General features: G+C 36.3%; 16 protein-coding genes. 1 reads left to right on the top strand and 15 read right to left on the bottom strand.

Annotation, left to right across the window (positions count from 1 at the left end):
* Nucleotides 1-106 precede the first annotated feature (106 nt).
* The 15 genes from ftsH to HMPREF2885_RS01375 all read right to left on the bottom strand — a co-directional run bounded on the left by ftsH (nucleotide 107) and on the right by HMPREF2885_RS01375 (nucleotide 16,466).
* The gene (ftsH, locus tag HMPREF2885_RS01445; RefSeq protein ID WP_000744587.1) at nucleotides 107-2,065 is read right to left on the bottom strand and encodes an ATP-dependent zinc metalloprotease FtsH; all 1,959 of its coding nucleotides are present in this window, start codon (nucleotides 2,063-2,065) and stop codon (nucleotides 107-109) included.
* Nucleotides 2,066-2,080: 15 nt separating this feature from the next.
* Nucleotides 2,081-2,623, bottom strand: coding sequence for a hypoxanthine phosphoribosyltransferase (gene hpt, locus HMPREF2885_RS01440; protein WP_000889402.1), 543 nt, complete (start codon nucleotides 2,621-2,623; stop codon nucleotides 2,081-2,083).
* A 4-nt stretch (nucleotides 2,624-2,627) separates the two neighbouring features.
* Entirely contained in the window at nucleotides 2,628-3,905 is a 1,278-nt protein-coding gene (tilS, locus tag HMPREF2885_RS01435) for a tRNA lysidine(34) synthetase TilS (protein WP_070656891.1), read from the bottom strand.
* Nucleotides 3,902-5,170: a serine hydrolase gene (locus tag HMPREF2885_RS01430; RefSeq protein ID WP_070656890.1), complete on the bottom strand. Its 1,269-nt coding sequence runs from the start codon at nucleotides 5,168-5,170 to the stop codon at nucleotides 3,902-3,904. The genes tilS and HMPREF2885_RS01430 overlap by 4 nt, the downstream gene beginning before the upstream one ends.
* Entirely contained in the window at nucleotides 5,163-5,285 is a 123-nt protein-coding gene (locus tag HMPREF2885_RS10225; protein WP_000429343.1) for an SP_0009 family protein, read from the bottom strand. The genes HMPREF2885_RS01430 and HMPREF2885_RS10225 overlap by 8 nt, the downstream gene beginning before the upstream one ends.
* Before the next feature lie 4 nt (nucleotides 5,286-5,289).
* Nucleotides 5,290-5,658 carry a septum formation initiator family protein gene (locus tag HMPREF2885_RS01420; protein ID WP_000041921.1) on the bottom strand — a complete coding sequence of 123 codons (369 nt, stop codon included), beginning with the start codon at nucleotides 5,656-5,658 and terminating at the stop codon, nucleotides 5,290-5,292.
* Nucleotides 5,651-5,917 (bottom strand): RNA-binding S4 domain-containing protein, encoded by a 267-nt coding sequence (locus HMPREF2885_RS01415; RefSeq protein ID WP_001234975.1) that lies wholly within the window; start codon nucleotides 5,915-5,917, stop codon nucleotides 5,651-5,653. The genes HMPREF2885_RS01420 and HMPREF2885_RS01415 overlap by 8 nt, the downstream gene beginning before the upstream one ends.
* Before the next feature lie 57 nt (nucleotides 5,918-5,974).
* Nucleotides 5,975-9,478 carry a transcription-repair coupling factor gene (gene mfd / locus HMPREF2885_RS01410; protein ID WP_070656889.1) on the bottom strand — a complete coding sequence of 1,168 codons (3,504 nt, stop codon included), beginning with the start codon at nucleotides 9,476-9,478 and terminating at the stop codon, nucleotides 5,975-5,977.
* Nucleotides 9,479-10,048 carry an aminoacyl-tRNA hydrolase gene (gene pth / locus HMPREF2885_RS01405; RefSeq protein WP_000163919.1) on the bottom strand — a complete coding sequence of 190 codons (570 nt, stop codon included), beginning with the start codon at nucleotides 10,046-10,048 and terminating at the stop codon, nucleotides 9,479-9,481.
* A 73-nt stretch (nucleotides 10,049-10,121) separates the two neighbouring features.
* A complete protein-coding gene (ychF, locus tag HMPREF2885_RS01400; RefSeq protein WP_001218693.1) occupies nucleotides 10,122-11,237 on the bottom strand; it encodes a redox-regulated ATPase YchF in 1,116 nt (371 codons plus the stop codon).
* A gap of 84 nt (nucleotides 11,238-11,321) precedes the next feature.
* Nucleotides 11,322-11,516, bottom strand: a complete 195-nt coding sequence (locus HMPREF2885_RS01395) for a DUF951 domain-containing protein (RefSeq protein ID WP_000285184.1) — start codon at nucleotides 11,514-11,516, stop codon at nucleotides 11,322-11,324.
* A 64-nt stretch (nucleotides 11,517-11,580) separates the two neighbouring features.
* Complete coding sequence (gene dnaN / locus HMPREF2885_RS01390) at nucleotides 11,581-12,717, bottom strand: DNA polymerase III subunit beta (protein WP_000581145.1); 1,137 nt, start codon at nucleotides 12,715-12,717, stop codon at nucleotides 11,581-11,583.
* Between the two features lie 158 nt (nucleotides 12,718-12,875).
* Complete coding sequence (gene dnaA / locus HMPREF2885_RS01385) at nucleotides 12,876-14,237, bottom strand: chromosomal replication initiator protein DnaA (protein ID WP_000660625.1); 1,362 nt, start codon at nucleotides 14,235-14,237, stop codon at nucleotides 12,876-12,878.
* Nucleotides 14,238-14,453: 216 nt separating this feature from the next.
* On the bottom strand, nucleotides 14,454-15,212 hold the full coding sequence (locus tag HMPREF2885_RS01380) for a ParB/RepB/Spo0J family partition protein (protein WP_000410363.1): 759 nt from the start codon (nucleotides 15,210-15,212) through the stop codon (nucleotides 14,454-14,456).
* 57 nt (nucleotides 15,213-15,269) lie between these two features.
* On the bottom strand, nucleotides 15,270-16,466 hold the full coding sequence (locus tag HMPREF2885_RS01375) for a serine protease HtrA (RefSeq protein WP_000681800.1): 1,197 nt from the start codon (nucleotides 16,464-16,466) through the stop codon (nucleotides 15,270-15,272).
* A gap of 185 nt (nucleotides 16,467-16,651) precedes the next feature.
* On the opposite strand from HMPREF2885_RS01375, the gene rlmH reads away from it, so the two are divergent.
* Nucleotides 16,652-17,131: a 23S rRNA (pseudouridine(1915)-N(3))-methyltransferase RlmH gene (rlmH, locus tag HMPREF2885_RS01370; protein ID WP_070656888.1), complete on the top strand. Its 480-nt coding sequence runs from the start codon at nucleotides 16,652-16,654 to the stop codon at nucleotides 17,129-17,131.
* Nucleotides 17,132-17,170 lie beyond the last annotated feature (39 nt).

The following is a 17,170-nucleotide window of genomic DNA, read 5'->3' as shown; positions in this document are numbered from 1 at the left end:
CCAGTAACTTATCATCTAAGCCTGTACGAGGAGGGTCGACTATCAAGGCATCCGCTCGGTAGCCGTCACATTAGAACATAAAAAGAGAGGTTGAACCTCTCTAAATTTATTTTTCTTCACTCATTTTTGATTTTACTTCATCATAAGATAGTGCATGGGATTCCTCTTCTACGGTCTCAGGCATTTTACCTGTTTCGTAAAGAGATTTAATTTGAGTACTATCCAATGTTTCGTATTTCAACAATGCTTCTGCAATCAGTTTGTGGGTTTCACGATTTGATTGGATAATTTCAGCAGCTTTGTTTCGTGCCTCATTTAATAATGAACGAACTTCCTCATCAATCTCATAGGCTGTTTGTTCTGAAATTGATTTTTGAGGACTTTGTGCACCAAACATAGCATGGTTACCTTCGTATTGAACTGGGCCAAGTTTTTCACTCATACCGTATTCAGTGACCATTGCACGAGCCATCTGTGTAGCTTGTTCAAAGTCATTGGAAGCTCCTGTAGTTTGGACATTAAAGATAATCTCTTCAGCTACACGACCACCCATCAAACCTGCCAATTGCTCTTTCATGTCTTCTTTAGATAGAAGCATTTGATCCTCTTTCGGAAGTGCAATCATGTAACCACCTGCACGTCCACGTGGTACGATGGTAACTTTATGAACAACACGGGCATTTGACAAGACTAAACCAACAATGGTATGTCCAGCCTCATGATAAGCAACCAATTCACGTTCTCTTTGTGATACTGTTTTATCTTTCTTAGATGGTCCAGCAATCACTCTGTCCTCTGCCTCATCAATATCTGAAGCATCAATGATTGATTTGTTGCGACGAGCAGCAACTAATGCCGCTTCATTTAGAACATTTTCTAAGTCAGCTCCCACAAATCCTGGGGTTTGTTGGGCAACTAGTTTCAAATCAACATCGTCTGCCAGAGGTTTATTTTTAGCGTGAACTTTCAAGATTGCTTCACGACCTTTAACATCAGGGCGACCAACTAAGACTTTTCTATCAAAACGTCCTGGACGGAGAAGAGCTGGATCTAGAACATCTGAACGGTTCGTCGCAGCGATAACAATGATCCCTTCATTTCCCTCAAAACCATCCATCTCAATCAAGAGTTGGTTCAAGGTTTGTTCACGTTCATCATTACCTCCACCAAGACCGACACCACGTTGGCGACCAACGGCATCAATTTCATCGATAAAGATGATGGCTGGCGCGGCTTTTTTTGCATCCTCAAAAAGAGAACGAACGCGGCTTGCACCAACTCCGACAAACATTTCTACAAAGTCAGAACCTGAGATACTAAAGAATGGAACACCTGCTTCCCCAGCAACTGCCTTAGCAAGTAAGGTCTTACCTGTTCCCGGAGGTCCCTCCAAAAGAACACCTGCAGGAATACGCGCACCAAGTTTTGTAAATCGTTTTGGATCTTTTAGAAATTCAACAACTTCTACTAATTCTTGTTTCTCTTCCTCGGCACCAGCAACATCCGAGAAACGTACCTTGATATCTTCTTTATTTGCAGCTTTGGCCTTACTACGTCCAAAACTCATTGGATTTCGACCACTATTTCCTCCCATATTTCCCATCATAGAGAATAGGAAGAAGAAAAGAATAGCAAATGGCACCACAGAGACAAGGATATTGATCCACATACCGCTTGAACTCTCATGTTTGACTGTTACTTCTGCCTGATGTTCAGAAGCAAGTTTTTGCAATTCTGAAACTGTTGAATCAGACGGAAGAATAGTACTTGAGAATCTTTCTACTGTTGTAGCTGTAGGAGTGAAAAATTGAATTCCTGTTTCTTCTTTACTAGTCTTAGGATTTTTATAAACACCAGACACTTCAATGATGCTACCATTTGGCTGGTAGGTTAATTCTTTTACATTGTCTGCAGTAATTTCTTTTACCAGTTCTGTATAGTTAATTTTTTCGCTTCGCCCAGCAGTATTTCCAGAGTAAAAATACTGGAATCCTGTCACTAGGAAGAAGATAATTAACAAGTATAGAAATGGATTTCTAACTAAACCATTATTTTGTTTTTTCATTAAAGATAAATCTTTCTAATTTGAATAAACTTCTTCTTTCAATACTCCGACATAAGGAAGGTTACGATAATTTTCTTTATAGTCCAAACCATAACCTACTACAAACTCATTTGGAATAGTAAAGCAAGTGTAATCCGCTTCAATTTCAACAACGCGTCCCTCTGGTTTGTCCAACAAAGTCGCGATTTTAACAGAAGCTGCTTCTCTTGCAATAAACATATCTCGCAAATTTTTCAAAGTTTGACCTGTATCAATGATATCCTCTACAAATAAAACATGTCTCCCTTTGATATCTTGCGTAACGTCTTGCTTGATATTGATGACACCACTACTTGCTGTTCCACCATGGTAACTAGATACCATCATGAAGTCCATCTCAATATGCGTATCAATATGTTTGACCAATTCAGCCATAAAAGGAATCGATCCTTTCAGAATTCCAATAAGAATTGGATTTTTCCCCTCATACTCTTTTGTTAGTTGCGCACCTAGCTTTTTAGCTGCTTCTGTAATTTCATCATGTGAAACGAGGATTTTTTTAATATCGTGTTCTAACATCTTTTTACCTATCTATTTTTTCTATATAAATTACAGTGTTCATTATATCATTTTTCGTGTTTTTACTCAAATCACTGGTCGCAATTCCTAAAATTGAGACAATTTCTCCAAATTGCTCAATAATAGGGGTTGTTTTTCGTTTTTCAATGGGGATTTTCAAATCTATAAATAAACGTCTCAGTTTCTTTCGATGCCCATTCAGGATAAGAACATCGCCAGGTTTTCGACATCTAATATGTACAGATGTTTCCCGTGAAACCGTTACTTTTTGAACAAAATCCCCTTCAATAGGAATGCCAAAGGAAAATAAATAGCCCATATATCGAACTTGATTTTGATAGTGTAACACAAGTTCATCTTCCTTTTCATCGGCCTGAGGACTGATTTTACAAATCTGAAACCGTTGATACTCTTTTATCAATTCATAGCCATTTTTAAGAGAGTGACGATACTGGCTTTTCGTTGCTAAAATCTGTAGAACTTCATCAAACTGAGACTTCGTAAGATTTAAGTCTGGGAATTGATTGAGATAGTTCTGGAGCAAGACCCCTTGAGTTTGTTTTGAGTATGAAAAGAGCTCATTCAAATCTTCTACATCAATCTGTTCAGAAAGCTCCGTTATGGCTGCTTGGTAATCTGAAATCTCACTTCCTAGATTTAAAAGAGCAGATCTAAGGCGGGGATTTTCTTTTTCAAGTTCTGGTAAATACTTATTTCGAATACGATTGCGAAAATAGCTGTTCTCATGATTTGTTTGATCTTCGAAATGAAAAATTGGTGGGAAGTCTGTTTTATGAAAATACAACAAAGGACGGATGATTTCAATATCATCAACTACTTGACTTTCTTTTATTCCTATTAAATGACGTAACCGACTTCCGCGAATCAAGCGCATCAAAATCGTTTCAACCTGATCATCTGCATGGTGGGCAGTAACCAAGGCAGTCGCTCCAACCTCTTTCATGATTTTCCTAAAAAAATCATAACGAAACTCTCGAGCACGCGCTTCTGAAAAGTCTCCTGAAAAGCTTGTGATATAAATAGGAAGTTCAGCTGCATCAGCTAACTTCCTTAGTTCATTTTCCTCCCAGTCAGACTCACTTCTCTGCTTGTGATTGACATGTGCTAAAATCAACTCAATTCCCAACTCATTTTGATAAGTAGACAATAGCTGGAATAAAAACATTGAATCCAGTCCGCCAGACAAAGCTAACACGACTTTCGAATGTTTTTTGAAATACTCTTTTCGGAGAAAATGATTTAAAAAATCCTGGTCCCTCATTTTAGAACCTCATAGACATCCTTAGCTATCTTAGCAATAGTATCATAATCAGAATTTTTGGTAAAAATAGAAAGAACGAAAGGAGAATCCGTATAAACAATGGCAGTGTCATGTTTAAACTCGTCGGCATCTCCGATTTTATGAGCTACCTTAACCGAAACACCTTTTGCGATTCGTTGGTTGTCAAAATCAGTCTTGCTCAAAGACTCTAAGACAAAACCATTCTGATTATAAATAGCTTCCATGACTTTTCCAGCCATTTTTGAAGAAGTCAATTTATCATTCACATCCCAATCCTCACCCATAATTGCGTACATTTTTTCTTTAAAAGCCCCGTCAGATTGATTGGTCACATAATAACCTAAAATATTATGAGCAACATTATCAGACTCTTTTGTTACCTTGGTAATTAACTGTTGAAGACTGTATTCTTTGTTATCTTCTTTTTTAGGTAAGCTACCACTACCTTCTGGTTTATAGGACCCAGGAAAACTATTTACTTCTGGGATATACTTGAAGCTACTGTCTAGCGTATATTCCCCTTGATTTATCTTATCTTGAGCGTAATAAAGGTAGGCTAGTTTCAAGATGCTAGCTGCATAGAGTTTGCTGTCTTCATTCACCCCAGCCTCTTTACCTGTACTCAGTTGTTTAACATAAATAGAATAATTTTCATTCTGATAGTTGTTTGATAAGATTTCTTGAACCTTCTGGATGCGATTATCCTCTTCTGAAACGAACTCTTTTGATACCCACCCAACTTGATCAATATGAAGAAATTCTTGTCCCTCAGCAAAGAGAGCTCTATCCACCGTTACGCGTTGATAGGGAGAGAGGGATGAAGAAATTTCTTTAGTGTCATAAGGGCTGTTATAGATAACAAACCCTGGCTCCAACCATACTTGTCTATTTTGAGTTTGAACTTGACTTTGATCATAGACCAAGCGCTTATCTGCAAGGATAAACTGGTGATTATCTAATTTAAAAACAGGAACACCTTGTCTATTCAAACGCCATTCTACGATTTTAAAGGTGGTTCCAGGAGTTAATTTACCAGACTCCTTGACAAGATCCTCATTAGCATAGACTGCTGTTTCTCCATATACCATTGGGGATTTCAGAGTTTCTTTATAGTAGAATCCATAATCAGACTCAGTTAGATAATAAATTTCTTGCGAAGAGTAAGGAAGCTGTTTTTCTGTGCTAACTACTCTTGAGGTTATGATAAAAGCAGGTAGCAATAAAACTACTAAGAACTTACGCATTCTTCTCTTCCCTTTCTTCTTGTAATCGTAATAAATGGTTTTTAGCTGCCAATTCCTCTAATTTTTCATCTGATAAACTTAGAAATTGCTCAACAACTTCCAATAAATTTTCCATGACATTACCTCGGAAGCAAATCAGGAATTGTGTAAATTGCTTCTCGTTTCTTTGAGTAATAGTACTTGGCGCGTGCATATTTTGCTACATAGTCTTCATCTTTCAACTTTGCAGCAAAAGCAGATTCCTTATCCTTTTCGTCACTAAGATTTTGGTACTGCTCTTTCAACTCTGTCAATTGCTGACGGCGTTGCAGTAACTGATCATAGCTTTGAGCCAAGTTATAAGTTGGTAAAATAAACAACAAGATCATCAAAATAAGGACCCAACCCATAAAACGATTTCGTTTTTGTCTCTCCTTCATCAGGTAACGACGACGTTGATGTTCATTTTGAATAAAAGAATTATTCATCTGTACAATATTTTTAGACATTTTCTTCTACCCGTGTTTCACTGAGAATTTCATACATGCCTGCTGCGTCTTCTTTTTTTGTACTATCTTTCATTTCTAGTACTTTAACAAGCAACAACTTATTTCCAAAGCGAATTTCAACTTGGTCATCAACTTTCAAATCCGTTGAACTTTTGGCCAAGATTCCGTTCACCTTGATTCTACCTTTATCTGCTACTTCTTTTGCGACTGTGCGGCGCTTAATAATTCGTGATACTTTTAAATACTTGTCTAATCTCATTTTTATTACCTCAAATTATTATTGTACCATTTTTATCCTTTTTATAGAAGAAAAATGTTAAATGAGATTTGCTTCCTTTGATTCTTTTATCTCTAATAAACTTTCTCCAAAAATCAGCAAACCTTCTAAAATTTCATAATCCTTCTTGTTTCGGACATCGAATACAACTTCCATTAATCCCTTATTCTCAGCTATGGCTGCTTTTAAGTTCGTTGCGGATAAGGCTTTAAAATAATCTTGAGCCAAGAATAGTCGTTGAGTGACTTTTTCAAATTGAACTGTAATCTTATTTTCTTTTCTTTCCACACGTTCTACAAATACCTTGTCAAAATATGACTTGACCAAACCAATCTCTAAAAGGTATGCTACTACGTCTGGGTATTCTCCAAAGCGGTCCATCAACTCTTCTTGTAGTTCTTCATAGTTGACACGATTGTCAATTTGACGAATTTTCTTGTAAATTTCAATCTTATGTCGTTGGTCAGAAATATAAGTATCAGGAAGATAAGCATCAATTTGTAAAATCAACTCAGCATTTCCTTTGATTCTTTTATTCCCATTACCGTTCCGTTTAGCAATAGCTTCCTCTAATAACTGTGAATACAATTCAAAACCAACAGAATCAATGAAACCAGACTGCGATTTTCCTAGGAGATTTCCTGCTCCACGAATCGAAAGATCTCGCATCGCAATCTTAAATCCTGAGCCTAATTCTGTAAATCCCTTAATCGCTTCTAATCTCTTTTCAGAGACTTCACTGATTGATTTTTCTGGACGATACATGAGATAGGCATAAGCAATACGATTACTACGACCGACTCTTCCTCTTAATTGATACAAGGTTGACAAACCCATATGGTCTGCATTTTCAATAAATAAGGTATTGGCATTTGGAATATCTACCCCTGTCTCAATAATAGTAGTCGTCACCAAAATATCATACTGACCTTCAATGAAATCAAGTAGAGTATTTTCCAACTGAATTTCACTCATTTGTCCATGAACATACCCAATCGAAGCCTCTGGAATCAACTCCTGTAATTCCGAAACCTTCTGGTCAATCGTGTCAACCTTATTGTAAAGATAGTAAATTTGACCTCCACGCTCCATTTCACGCAAGACAGCATCACGAATGACACTATCATTCTTCTCTAATACATAGGTTTGAACAGGATAGCGATTGGTTGGAGGAGTTTCAATAACAGACAAATCTCGGATTCCCAGCATAGACATGTGGAGAGTACGAGGGATTGGCGTTGCTGTCAAGGTTAGAACATCTACTTGTTTTTTCAGTTCTTTCAAAGTTTCCTTATGCTTAACACCGAATCGTTGTTCCTCATCAATAATCATCAATCCCAAATCTGAAAACACAACATCTTTTGACAAAACACGATGCGTTCCAATCAAAATATCGACTTGACCATTCTTTAGTTTTTCAAGTGTTTCTGCCTGCTCTTTTTTACTTCTAAAGCGACTCAACACATCAATATTAACAGCAAAATTTTGGAATCGTTCCTTAAAATTCGTATAGTGCTGTTGCGCTAAAACCGTCGTTGGAACTAGAACGACCACCTGTTTGTGATCATTGACTGCCTTAAAAGCAGCACGCATTGCTACTTCAGTCTTCCCAAAACCAACATCTCCAACCAAAAGTCGATCCATGGGGTGAGAATCCTGCATATCTCTCTTGATTTCCTCAATACTACGAAGTTGATCATCCGTTTCAACGTAAGGGAAAGCATCATCAAAATCATGTTGCTCATCATCATCAGCTGAGAAAGCAAACCCCTTCAACTGACTACGCACAGAATAAAGCTTGATTAAATCGTCAGCTATATCCTCTACTTGGTTCTTAACTTTTTGCTTGGCCTTTTTGAAATGACCATCATTTAATTTATTAAGTTTTGGCGCTTTCCCATCACTTGAAACATATTTAGACAGTAACTGAATCTGCTCTACTGGGATGGAGATTTGGTCACCATTTTGATACTGTACACTGACATAATCACGGTGAATACCTTGGATTTCAATTGTTTCGATTCCTAAATATTGACCAATTCCATGGATATGGTGAACAACGTAGTCCCCTTTTTCAAGTTCATTATAATCTTTTAATCGCTCTGCATTTGAAGCATGTTGTCTTCTAAACCGACGTTTTAATTTCTTTTGAAAAATCTCATGTTCAGTAATCAAGAGAATTTTTTCATCTACAAAATGAAAACCATGTCTTAGATTACCCTCAATCAAGTTTACAGATTCTTTACAGATACTTGACTTATCTCTGGAATCCAATTTGATCTGATATTCCTCTAAAACATCCTCCAACGTCTTACTTCCCATTGAATTGCTAGACTGCAAAATAATAGTGTAGTCCATTTTTTTGTATCGCTCAATTTCTCCTTTTAAAAATGAAAATTGATTGAAAAACTCTTGCATGGGGTATTGATTAAATTGATAAATGTGATCAAACTTAAGATTTCCTAAGCCCTTTTGCAGATTGGAGAAAAAGGTAACTGGACTTTGTTTTTTATAGGTTTGCTCTGTATCTGCAAAATACTGCATCCCAGAAAATGATTTACCATTCTGTAAATCTTCTGTAAAGTATTGTGCTAATTCTCTTTCAAAGGATTCATACTGATTCATCAATTTTTGATAGTCATCAAAGAATACTGGTGTATCTTTTTCAATATAATCAAATACAGTCCATGTTTTATCGTAACATAAGGACAAAAACTTTCGACTATCTGAATGTACTTGTTTTTGATGAAAACTTGACAAAATCTCTTCCAAATATGATTTTAAAATTGGTGATAGAGTCTTTGAAATTTGCTTTTCTAAAGCTGACTGTCCTCGTTGATAATCTTTTTCTCTCAAAAGTATGTCGCTAGCTGGAAAGATAGTGAGGTTTGTCTGATTTTCTTTCGATAATTGTGTTTCGACTTCAAAAGTACGAATACCATCTACTTCATCGCCAAAAAACTCGATTCGGAAAGGTTCTAACTGAGACATCTCAAAAATATCTAAAATATCTCCTCGAATACTAAACTCACCTTGTGTCTGTACTTGAGTAACTTTTCGATATCCAATTTCCTTTAACCGGTGAAGTAGCTCGTGTTGGTCATATTCTTCGCCAACTGCAATTTTTATAGTACTTTCTTTAAATCTAGTCGGAGAGGGTAAAATTAACCTACTCGCTGCGATATTACAAACTAAAATCCCTTTCTTAGACGGATCACTCAAAAAACGCAAGGCTTCAACCCGCGAAATGATTTTTTCTTGCGAAGACATCAAAAACTCTACCATAGGAGAGTCATCTACTAAAAATGGATAGACAAATTCCTCTCCTAAGAGAGAAAGAAGATCACTGATAATTCGTTCTGCTTCTCCATAAGTCGAGGTCAGTAACACAACCTTATTTTCTTTTTCTAGGCTGCTTGCAATTGCAAGAGCCTTAGTAGACGTTGATAAACCAAGTATTAGTTGTCTTTTCTTATCTATCAGATTTTGATGCCATTTTTCTATCTGATTATTTTCTGAGAATAAATCTAATAAAGTCACCATTTATCCATTATACCTCTGCATTGTTTTCTCAAAGTTTTTCTCTTGTAAATAGTAGTTTACAGCATCGTCAACCTTGTCAATAGACTGTAAAATACCCACATAGTCATCCTGTTCAAACTTACTTAAAACATGATGAACAACCGACATGCCTTTTTTAGGTCTTCCAATACCTATTTTAATACGGTTAAATACCTGAGTCCCTATATGTTGAATAATAGACTTGATACCATTATGCCCACCTGCTGAGCCCTTTGCTCTTAAACGAATTTTCCCGACTTCCATGTCAAGGTCGTCGTAAATAACGAGTAAATCTTCAATATCCAAACCATAGTAAGTCAATAAAGCATGAACCGCTTTTCCACTTTCATTCATAAATGTTGTTGGTTTGACCAGATAAATTTTTTCTCCATTGAAGAAAAAAGATGCTAGATCAGCTTGAAATATCTTGTCATGTGTAAAGGTGACATTTTGTTTTTTAGCTAGTTGGTCAATCAACATAAATCCAACGTTGTGCTTGGTTTCAAAATATTTATCCCCTGGATTTCCTAATCCAACAAGTAATTTAGTCATTTATTTTCCTTTCAAAAGCCAAAAGGGTTGGAATTTTTTTTCCAACCTAATTGACACTATTTATTAAATGTTATTAAACATTAAAGCGGAATTCCATGATATCGCCATCTTGAACGATATATTCTTTTCCTTCTTCACGCAAACGCCCAGCTTCTTTTACAGCCTTTTCAGATCCATATTTCACTAGATCCTCATATGACATTGTTACTGCACGAATAAACCCTTTTTCAAAGTCTGAGTGGATAATACCAGCTGCTTGAGGAGCTTTCATCCCTCGCTTAAAGGTCCAAGCACGGACTTCTTTTTCACCAGCTGTGAAGTAAGTTCCAAGCCCAAGCAAGTGATAAGCTGCACGAGTCAACTTGTCAACGCCTGATTCAGTCAAACCAAGTGCTTCAAGAAACTCTTGCTTATCCTCATCGTCTAACTCAGAAATTTCTTCCTCAGCACGCGCAGAAATAACTACCACCTCAGCATTTTCTGTCGCTGCAAATTCTCGAATTTGCTTCACATAGTCGATAGAATCTGGATCTGAAACTACATCTTCATCCACATTAGCAACATAAAGAACTGGTTTAGTAGTCAAAAGGAAAAGACCCTTAACAACTTTTTGTTCCTCATCTGTGAATTCAATGGTACGAGCTGATTTTCCATCTTCAAGAACTGGTTTAATTTTTTGAAGAATGTTAAACTCTGCTACTGATTCTTTATCTTTTTGCGTACGTGCCATCTTTTCTACACGCGCATAGCGCTTATTGACTGATTCTAAATCAGCAAGAATCAACTCCAGGTTAATGGTATCAATATCTGCAAGTGGATCCACAAAGGCGTCTTCACGTCCTTGCTCACGCATAACATTTTCATCATCAAAAGCACGAACTACATGAACAATCGCGTCTACTTCACGAATATTGGCCAAGAATTTATTACCTAGACCTTCTCCTTTTGATGCTCCTTTTACAATCCCTGCAATATCTGTAAATTCAAAGGTTGTTGGGACTGTCTTTTTAGGTGTAATCATTTCTGTTAGTTTTTGTAGGCGTTCATCTGGAACTTCCACCATCCCAACGTTTGGATCAATAGTCGCAAATGGGTAGTTTGCCGCCTCTGCTCCTGCTTTTGTAATTGCATTAAAAAGGGTTGATTTACCAACGTTTGGCAAACCAACGATGCCTGCTGTTAAAGCCATAGTTTCTCATTCTCCGTTCTCATTTCAATCCCTAACATTATAACACAAAAAGGGAAAACTTGCTAACCCTCTAACTAAGGGTTCTTAGTCAATAATCTTATTCATTTTTCGTTCAAAATCATAGCGACTCATCATGACAAGGTGGTCACAATTGCTACACTTTATTTTGATATCTGCCCCTACACGTGTAATTTCCCAACGATTAGCCTTTTTGCCTGTTGACTTGATGGTACAAGCGTGTGGTTTTTTCATCTCAACAAAATTTCCAACTTGATACATACTACTCTCCTTTTCTTTTTTGATTATATCATAAAAGAGGCGAGCCAGGCTCAACCTCTTTCACTTAATTTGTTCGAACTGGTGTGATAAGCTGCATGAAATCTTCGTCAGTATCTGCTGGCACAAGAGTAAATGGACGAACTGATGAGATAAAGCTAATGGTCACCTTCTCGCTATTTAAAGCCTTGAGGGAATCAATCAAGTAAGTTGGGTTAAAACTAATAGTCAAATCATCACCAGTCACATGCTCCGTATCGATTTCTTCGTTTACTTTACCAACTTCTGGAGAGTGAACATGGGCGCTAACAACCCCACCTTTAATTTCAAGCTTCACAGTACCATTTTGAGTCGCACTTGATAAGAGACGTGCACGTTCCATAGATTGACGTAAATTAACAACATCAAAAGTAATTGTAGTGTTAAAGTCTGTTGGAATCAAGCGATCTGTATCAGGATAATTACCTTCTAGTAGACGAGTGTAGAAGCTAATATTTTCGCTTCTAAAGAGGATTTGATTATTTGCAAAGAAAATCTCTACAGTTTCAATATCATCTGTAAATACAGCTGAAAATTCGCGTAGAGAACGACTAGGAATTACCACATCGAAATCATCACCATTTTTTTCAAGAGTCAATTTCTTCTGGCTAAGGCGATGAGAGTCTGTCGCAACTGTTTTTAGTTCCTTGTGTTGGCTCAAAACAAAATGGACACCAGTCAAAATTGGACGACTTTCTTGCGTACTTGCAGCAAATGCTGTTTCATTGATAATTTTCTTGAGTAGTTTGGTTTCAAGAACCAAAGGTGTGCTTGCTGAAATTTCTTGAATTCGTGGGTACTGTTCGCTATCTTTTCCTTTTAGAGTAATTTCTGATTTGCCACTTGTTAAGACAATTTGTTTTTGTTCAATCTCTTTAAAATCTAGCGTTACATCTGGAAGACTAGATACCACATTGATAAAGAAAGAAGCTTCAAGAAGAATCGAACCCAAAGAAGTAATCAAGAGACCAGCATCTTCATTCTTTTGAGAAATGAAATTCTCAATAGAAATTTGACCGTTTGATCCAATTAAAGTAATTCCTTCATTTGTAACGTCAATTTTGATTGTTGATAAAATTGGAATAGCATTTTTAGAGCTTATTGCTCGTTTTGTAGTATTTAAAGCTTGTAGAAATAAATTTTTATTAATTGAAAAATGAATCATGGATTCTCCTTTATTTATTTTTAGTATTAGAAAGTTAATAGTAATAATAGAGTGTGTGAATTCTGTGGAAAACTGAGTGCTATTTAGTAAACTTAAGCTCCTAAGCTTGTTTAAAAAATGTGGATAAAAAAGATAAGAAATAAAAAGTTATCCACAAGCTACTTAATTTTCTTTTTGATTGCTTCTATTTCTAAACGTAAATTATCGTCTTCGTCAATCAATGATTTGATTTTAGCATGGGCATGAATAACGGTGGTGTGATCCTTTCCGCCAAATTCTTTTCCGATTTTTGGAAGACTGTTATCTGTCAATTCTCTAGCTAGATACATAGCAACTTGACGCGCTAAAACGATGTTTTGAACTCGTCTCGTCCCCTTCATTTCTTTGACACTCACTCCATAAAAATTACCAACTTCAGTTTGGATTTTCTCAATTGGAATAACAAGTATCTGGCGGGCGTCTTGCTTACGTGCTCTAATAGCTTCCGCAGCAATATCAATAGTAATATCCTTAATCTTCTTCACTCTGGCAATTAAGGTGATATCGTTGATTGCTCCTTCCAATTCTCGAACATTTGAATCAAATTGGCCAGCCAAGTATTCCAGAGTATCACTTTGGAAATGGTAATCCAAGTGCTCTGTTTTACTTTGAAGAATGGCGATACGTGTCTCAAAGTCAGGAGGAGTGATATTTTGCGTCAATCCCCAGCTAAAGCGTGTGACAAGTCTCTCTTCAAGTCCTTCTAGGTGTTTAGGACTTCGATCACTGGTTAGGACAATCTGTTTCTGCTTATCATGAAGAGCATTGAAGGTATTGAAAAATTCTTCCTGGGTCGCGACTTTTTTGCCACTGAGAGATTGGATATCATCGATCAATAAGAGATCAAGGCTACGGTAAGTTTTTTTGAACTTTTCCATTTCCCCAAGTCGCAAGTGTTCAAGAAAGTCATTGATAAAGCTTTCGGCAGGAATGTACTTGACACGCGCATCAGGAATATTTTTCAAAATCTCATTTCCAATCGCATTGAGCAAGTGAGTCTTTCCAAGACCAGGTCCTCCATAGATGAAAAGAGGATTATAGGTCAGAGCTAAATCTTCAGATACAGCTAGTGCAGCTGACACCGCCCAAACATTCCCATCACCTTGAATAAAGTTATCAAAGGTATATTTTTCTTTTAACCCTGTTTCGGAATAGGGAATCGTTGGTAGTGCAGGCGTGTAATCGTAAGTAGAGACACTATTCGTATCATTTACTTGAGGAGATTCTGTACTCTGAGGTTTAGTGAAAATATAGTGAGGTTTGATTTCAGAATCATAAATTTCAAAACCAGCAGCAATGATAATATCTTTTAATTGCTTTTCCCACACCATTTCCATCTCTGATCTCGGTAGAAATATAGTAGCTGTATTTTCTTCTACTTTGATGAGTTCAGCAGGTGTAGCATAGAAATCATACATAGATCGCGTCAATCTTTCTTGAGCAAATTCTAAAATACGATTCCAAAATTGCTTTTCTTTCAACTAATTTTCCTCCTTTACTATGATTTTAGTAGTTTAGTGCTAGACTTATTTTACCATAGATAATAGGATTTTTCCACAGATTGGGGAAAAGAATCCACAATGTTAGCAGTATTTATCCACAGGTTGGGGATAAATAAGAAAATCCTTGATTTAGTAGGCTTTTTGATAAAAAAATTGGTGGATAAATTTGTGAGTTGAGAAAATAAAAGAACAGCCTTATTTCAGGCTGTTAATAATTCTATCGTATTCTTCTTGACTTGAAAAGGAGATAATAATCTTTCCAGTATCTTTTTTTGAAAGTTTAATTTCTACACTTAAACCGAGTAGTTTTTTTAATTTATCTTCTTCGTCTTTGATGAAAGAATCATTTTTTAGTTGCTTCTTGTGTTTTTTCTCTGTAAGAAGTGATTCTAGCTTTCTCACAGAGATGTCTTCATTTTTAATTAGTTGGAAGAAATAGTCTTGCTGCTCTTTGTCCAAACCAACTAGTGAACGTGCATGCGCTTGAGAAATTTTTCCATTTTCTACTTCAGTTAAGATATATTCTGGTAGGGAAAGCAAACGAATAAAATTAGTGATATAAGGACGAGATTTCCCCATTTTATCTGCTATCTCAGTGTGAGTAAATCCTTTTTCTACTAAAGATTCGTAGGCGCGTGCTTCTTCAACAGGATTTAAATTTTCTCTCTGCAAATTCTCAATGATAGACTGAATCATCATTTCCTGATCTGAGAGGTGCTTTACAACGGCTGGAATAGAAGTAAGACCAGCTAAGAGAGAAGCCCGATATCGTCTCTCTCCTGCAAGGATTTCATAACCAATTACAGGAGATTGACGAACGATGATTGGTTGGATGAGCCCATTTTCTTTGATTGACTGAGCCAATTCCTTTAATTTTTCTACATCAAATTCTTTTCGAGGTTGGTAAGGATTCTTTTGTATTTCAGAGATAGAAATCATTTCAAATTTTTCCATGATTCTACACTAACATATCTTTTACTTTCTGTAAAGTTTTCTTTACACTGATGTCAATTAAGACTCTAAATCACTAGAATTCTTATCTAGTTTAATTGAGGTTGTTTCCTCCTTACCGTTACGGTAGTAGGTTACTTTGATAGTATCTCCGATAGCATGATTGTAAAGAGCATGTTGTAGGTCTGTTGATGAGGCAATCTCTTTGTCATCAACTTTGGTAATGACATCATATTTTTGAAGATGTCCATTTGCTGGCATATTGTTTTGAACAGATCGAACAACTACACCTGAAGTGAGACCACTTGGAATGTTAAGTTTTCTAAGATCACTAGCTCCAACATTTGATAGATTAACCATTTGAATTCCAAGAGCAGGACGAGTTACTTTACCATCACTTTCAAGCTGTTTAATGATATTTTGTGCATCGTTTGAAGGAATTGCAAAACCAAGACCTTCTACAGATGTTCCACCATTACTTGCAATTTTACTTGATGTAATACCAATTACTTGTCCTTGAATGTTTACAAGTGGACCACCAGAGTTACCAGGGTTAATGGCTGTATCTGTTTGAATGGCTTTTGTTGAAATAGCTTGACCATCTTCAGATTTTAGAGAAACATTTCGATTAAGACTTGAAATAATCCCCTGTGTAACTGTATTAGCATATTCTGAACCTAGAGGACTACCGATAGCAATCGCTGTTTCTCCAACACTAAGTTGACTTGAATCCCCAAATTCTGCCACTGTTGTAACTTTTTCTGAAGAAATTTTAACGACAGCAATATCAGAGAAGGTATCAGATCCGACAATTTCACCAGGAACCTTGGTACCATCTGCTAAGCGGATATCAACTTTTGAAGCTCCATTGATAACGTGAGTATTAGTTACAAGATAGGCATCTTTATCATCCTTTTTATAGATGACACCTGATCCCTCACTTGCGATTTGTTGATTGTCTGAATCAGAGTTAGTGTCATCAGCATTAAATACACTACTTTGTCTACTGCTAGAAGAAGAATAAGTAATGATTGAGACAACAGCATCCTTAACTTTATTTACTGCTTGAGTGGTTGAATTTTCATTTTTATAGGATGTTTGAGTGACAGTGCCAGAATTATTATTCGTAGCTTGATTTCCTTGTTTTTGATAAAGTTGCAATGTTACGAAACTTCCTAAGGCACCACTTAAAAATCCGATTAGAATGATTGCAAGAACTTTAACTCCTTTTTTGTAAAATTTTTGTAAGTGTTTCATAAACGCCTCCGTTTGTTATTTATTTACTCAGATTATAAAACTATTAACTTAATCCAAACTTAAAAGCTTAAAGTTTTACACAAGTTGTGGATAACTTACTTTATTCTGTGAATTCACTAGTAATTTTGAATGATTTTTGTGTGTATAAGATGTGAAATGAAGTGTGGATATGATAGAATAGAAGAATGAAAATAAAAATTGTAACAGTGGGAAAATTAAAAGAAAAATACCTTAAAGATGGTATTGCTGAATATACCAAACGAATTTTACGTTTCGCCAAATTAGAAATGATTGAGCTCACTGATGAGAAGACACCTGACAAAGCCAGTGAATTAGAAAATCAAAAAATCTTGGAAACAGAAGGTGAAAGAATTCTTTCTAAGGTTGGAGAAAGAGACTTTGTCGTTGTACTAGCCATTGAAGGAAAAACACTCTCCTCAGAGGAATTGAGTAAGCAACTAGAGCAAGCTTCTATAAAAGGCTACTCAACGCTTACTTTTATCATTGGAGGAAGTTTGGGTCTAGCTCCTGTTGTAAAAAATAGGGCCAATCTTTCTGTCAGTTTTGGACGTCTGACATTACCACATCAGTTAATGAGATTAGTTTTAGTTGAACAAATTTACCGTGCTTTTACAATTCAACAGGGTTCTCCTTACCACAAATAGAAGATTGACTTAGCTCTTGTTTTTTGATAGAATGGTCAT

The organism is Streptococcus sp. HMSC062H02, from assembly GCF_001813005.1.
Classification (GTDB): domain Bacteria; phylum Bacillota; class Bacilli; order Lactobacillales; family Streptococcaceae; genus Streptococcus; species Streptococcus oralis_S.
Note: the sequence above shows the minus strand (reverse complement) of the source record. Positions and strands in the feature narration are given on the sequence as shown.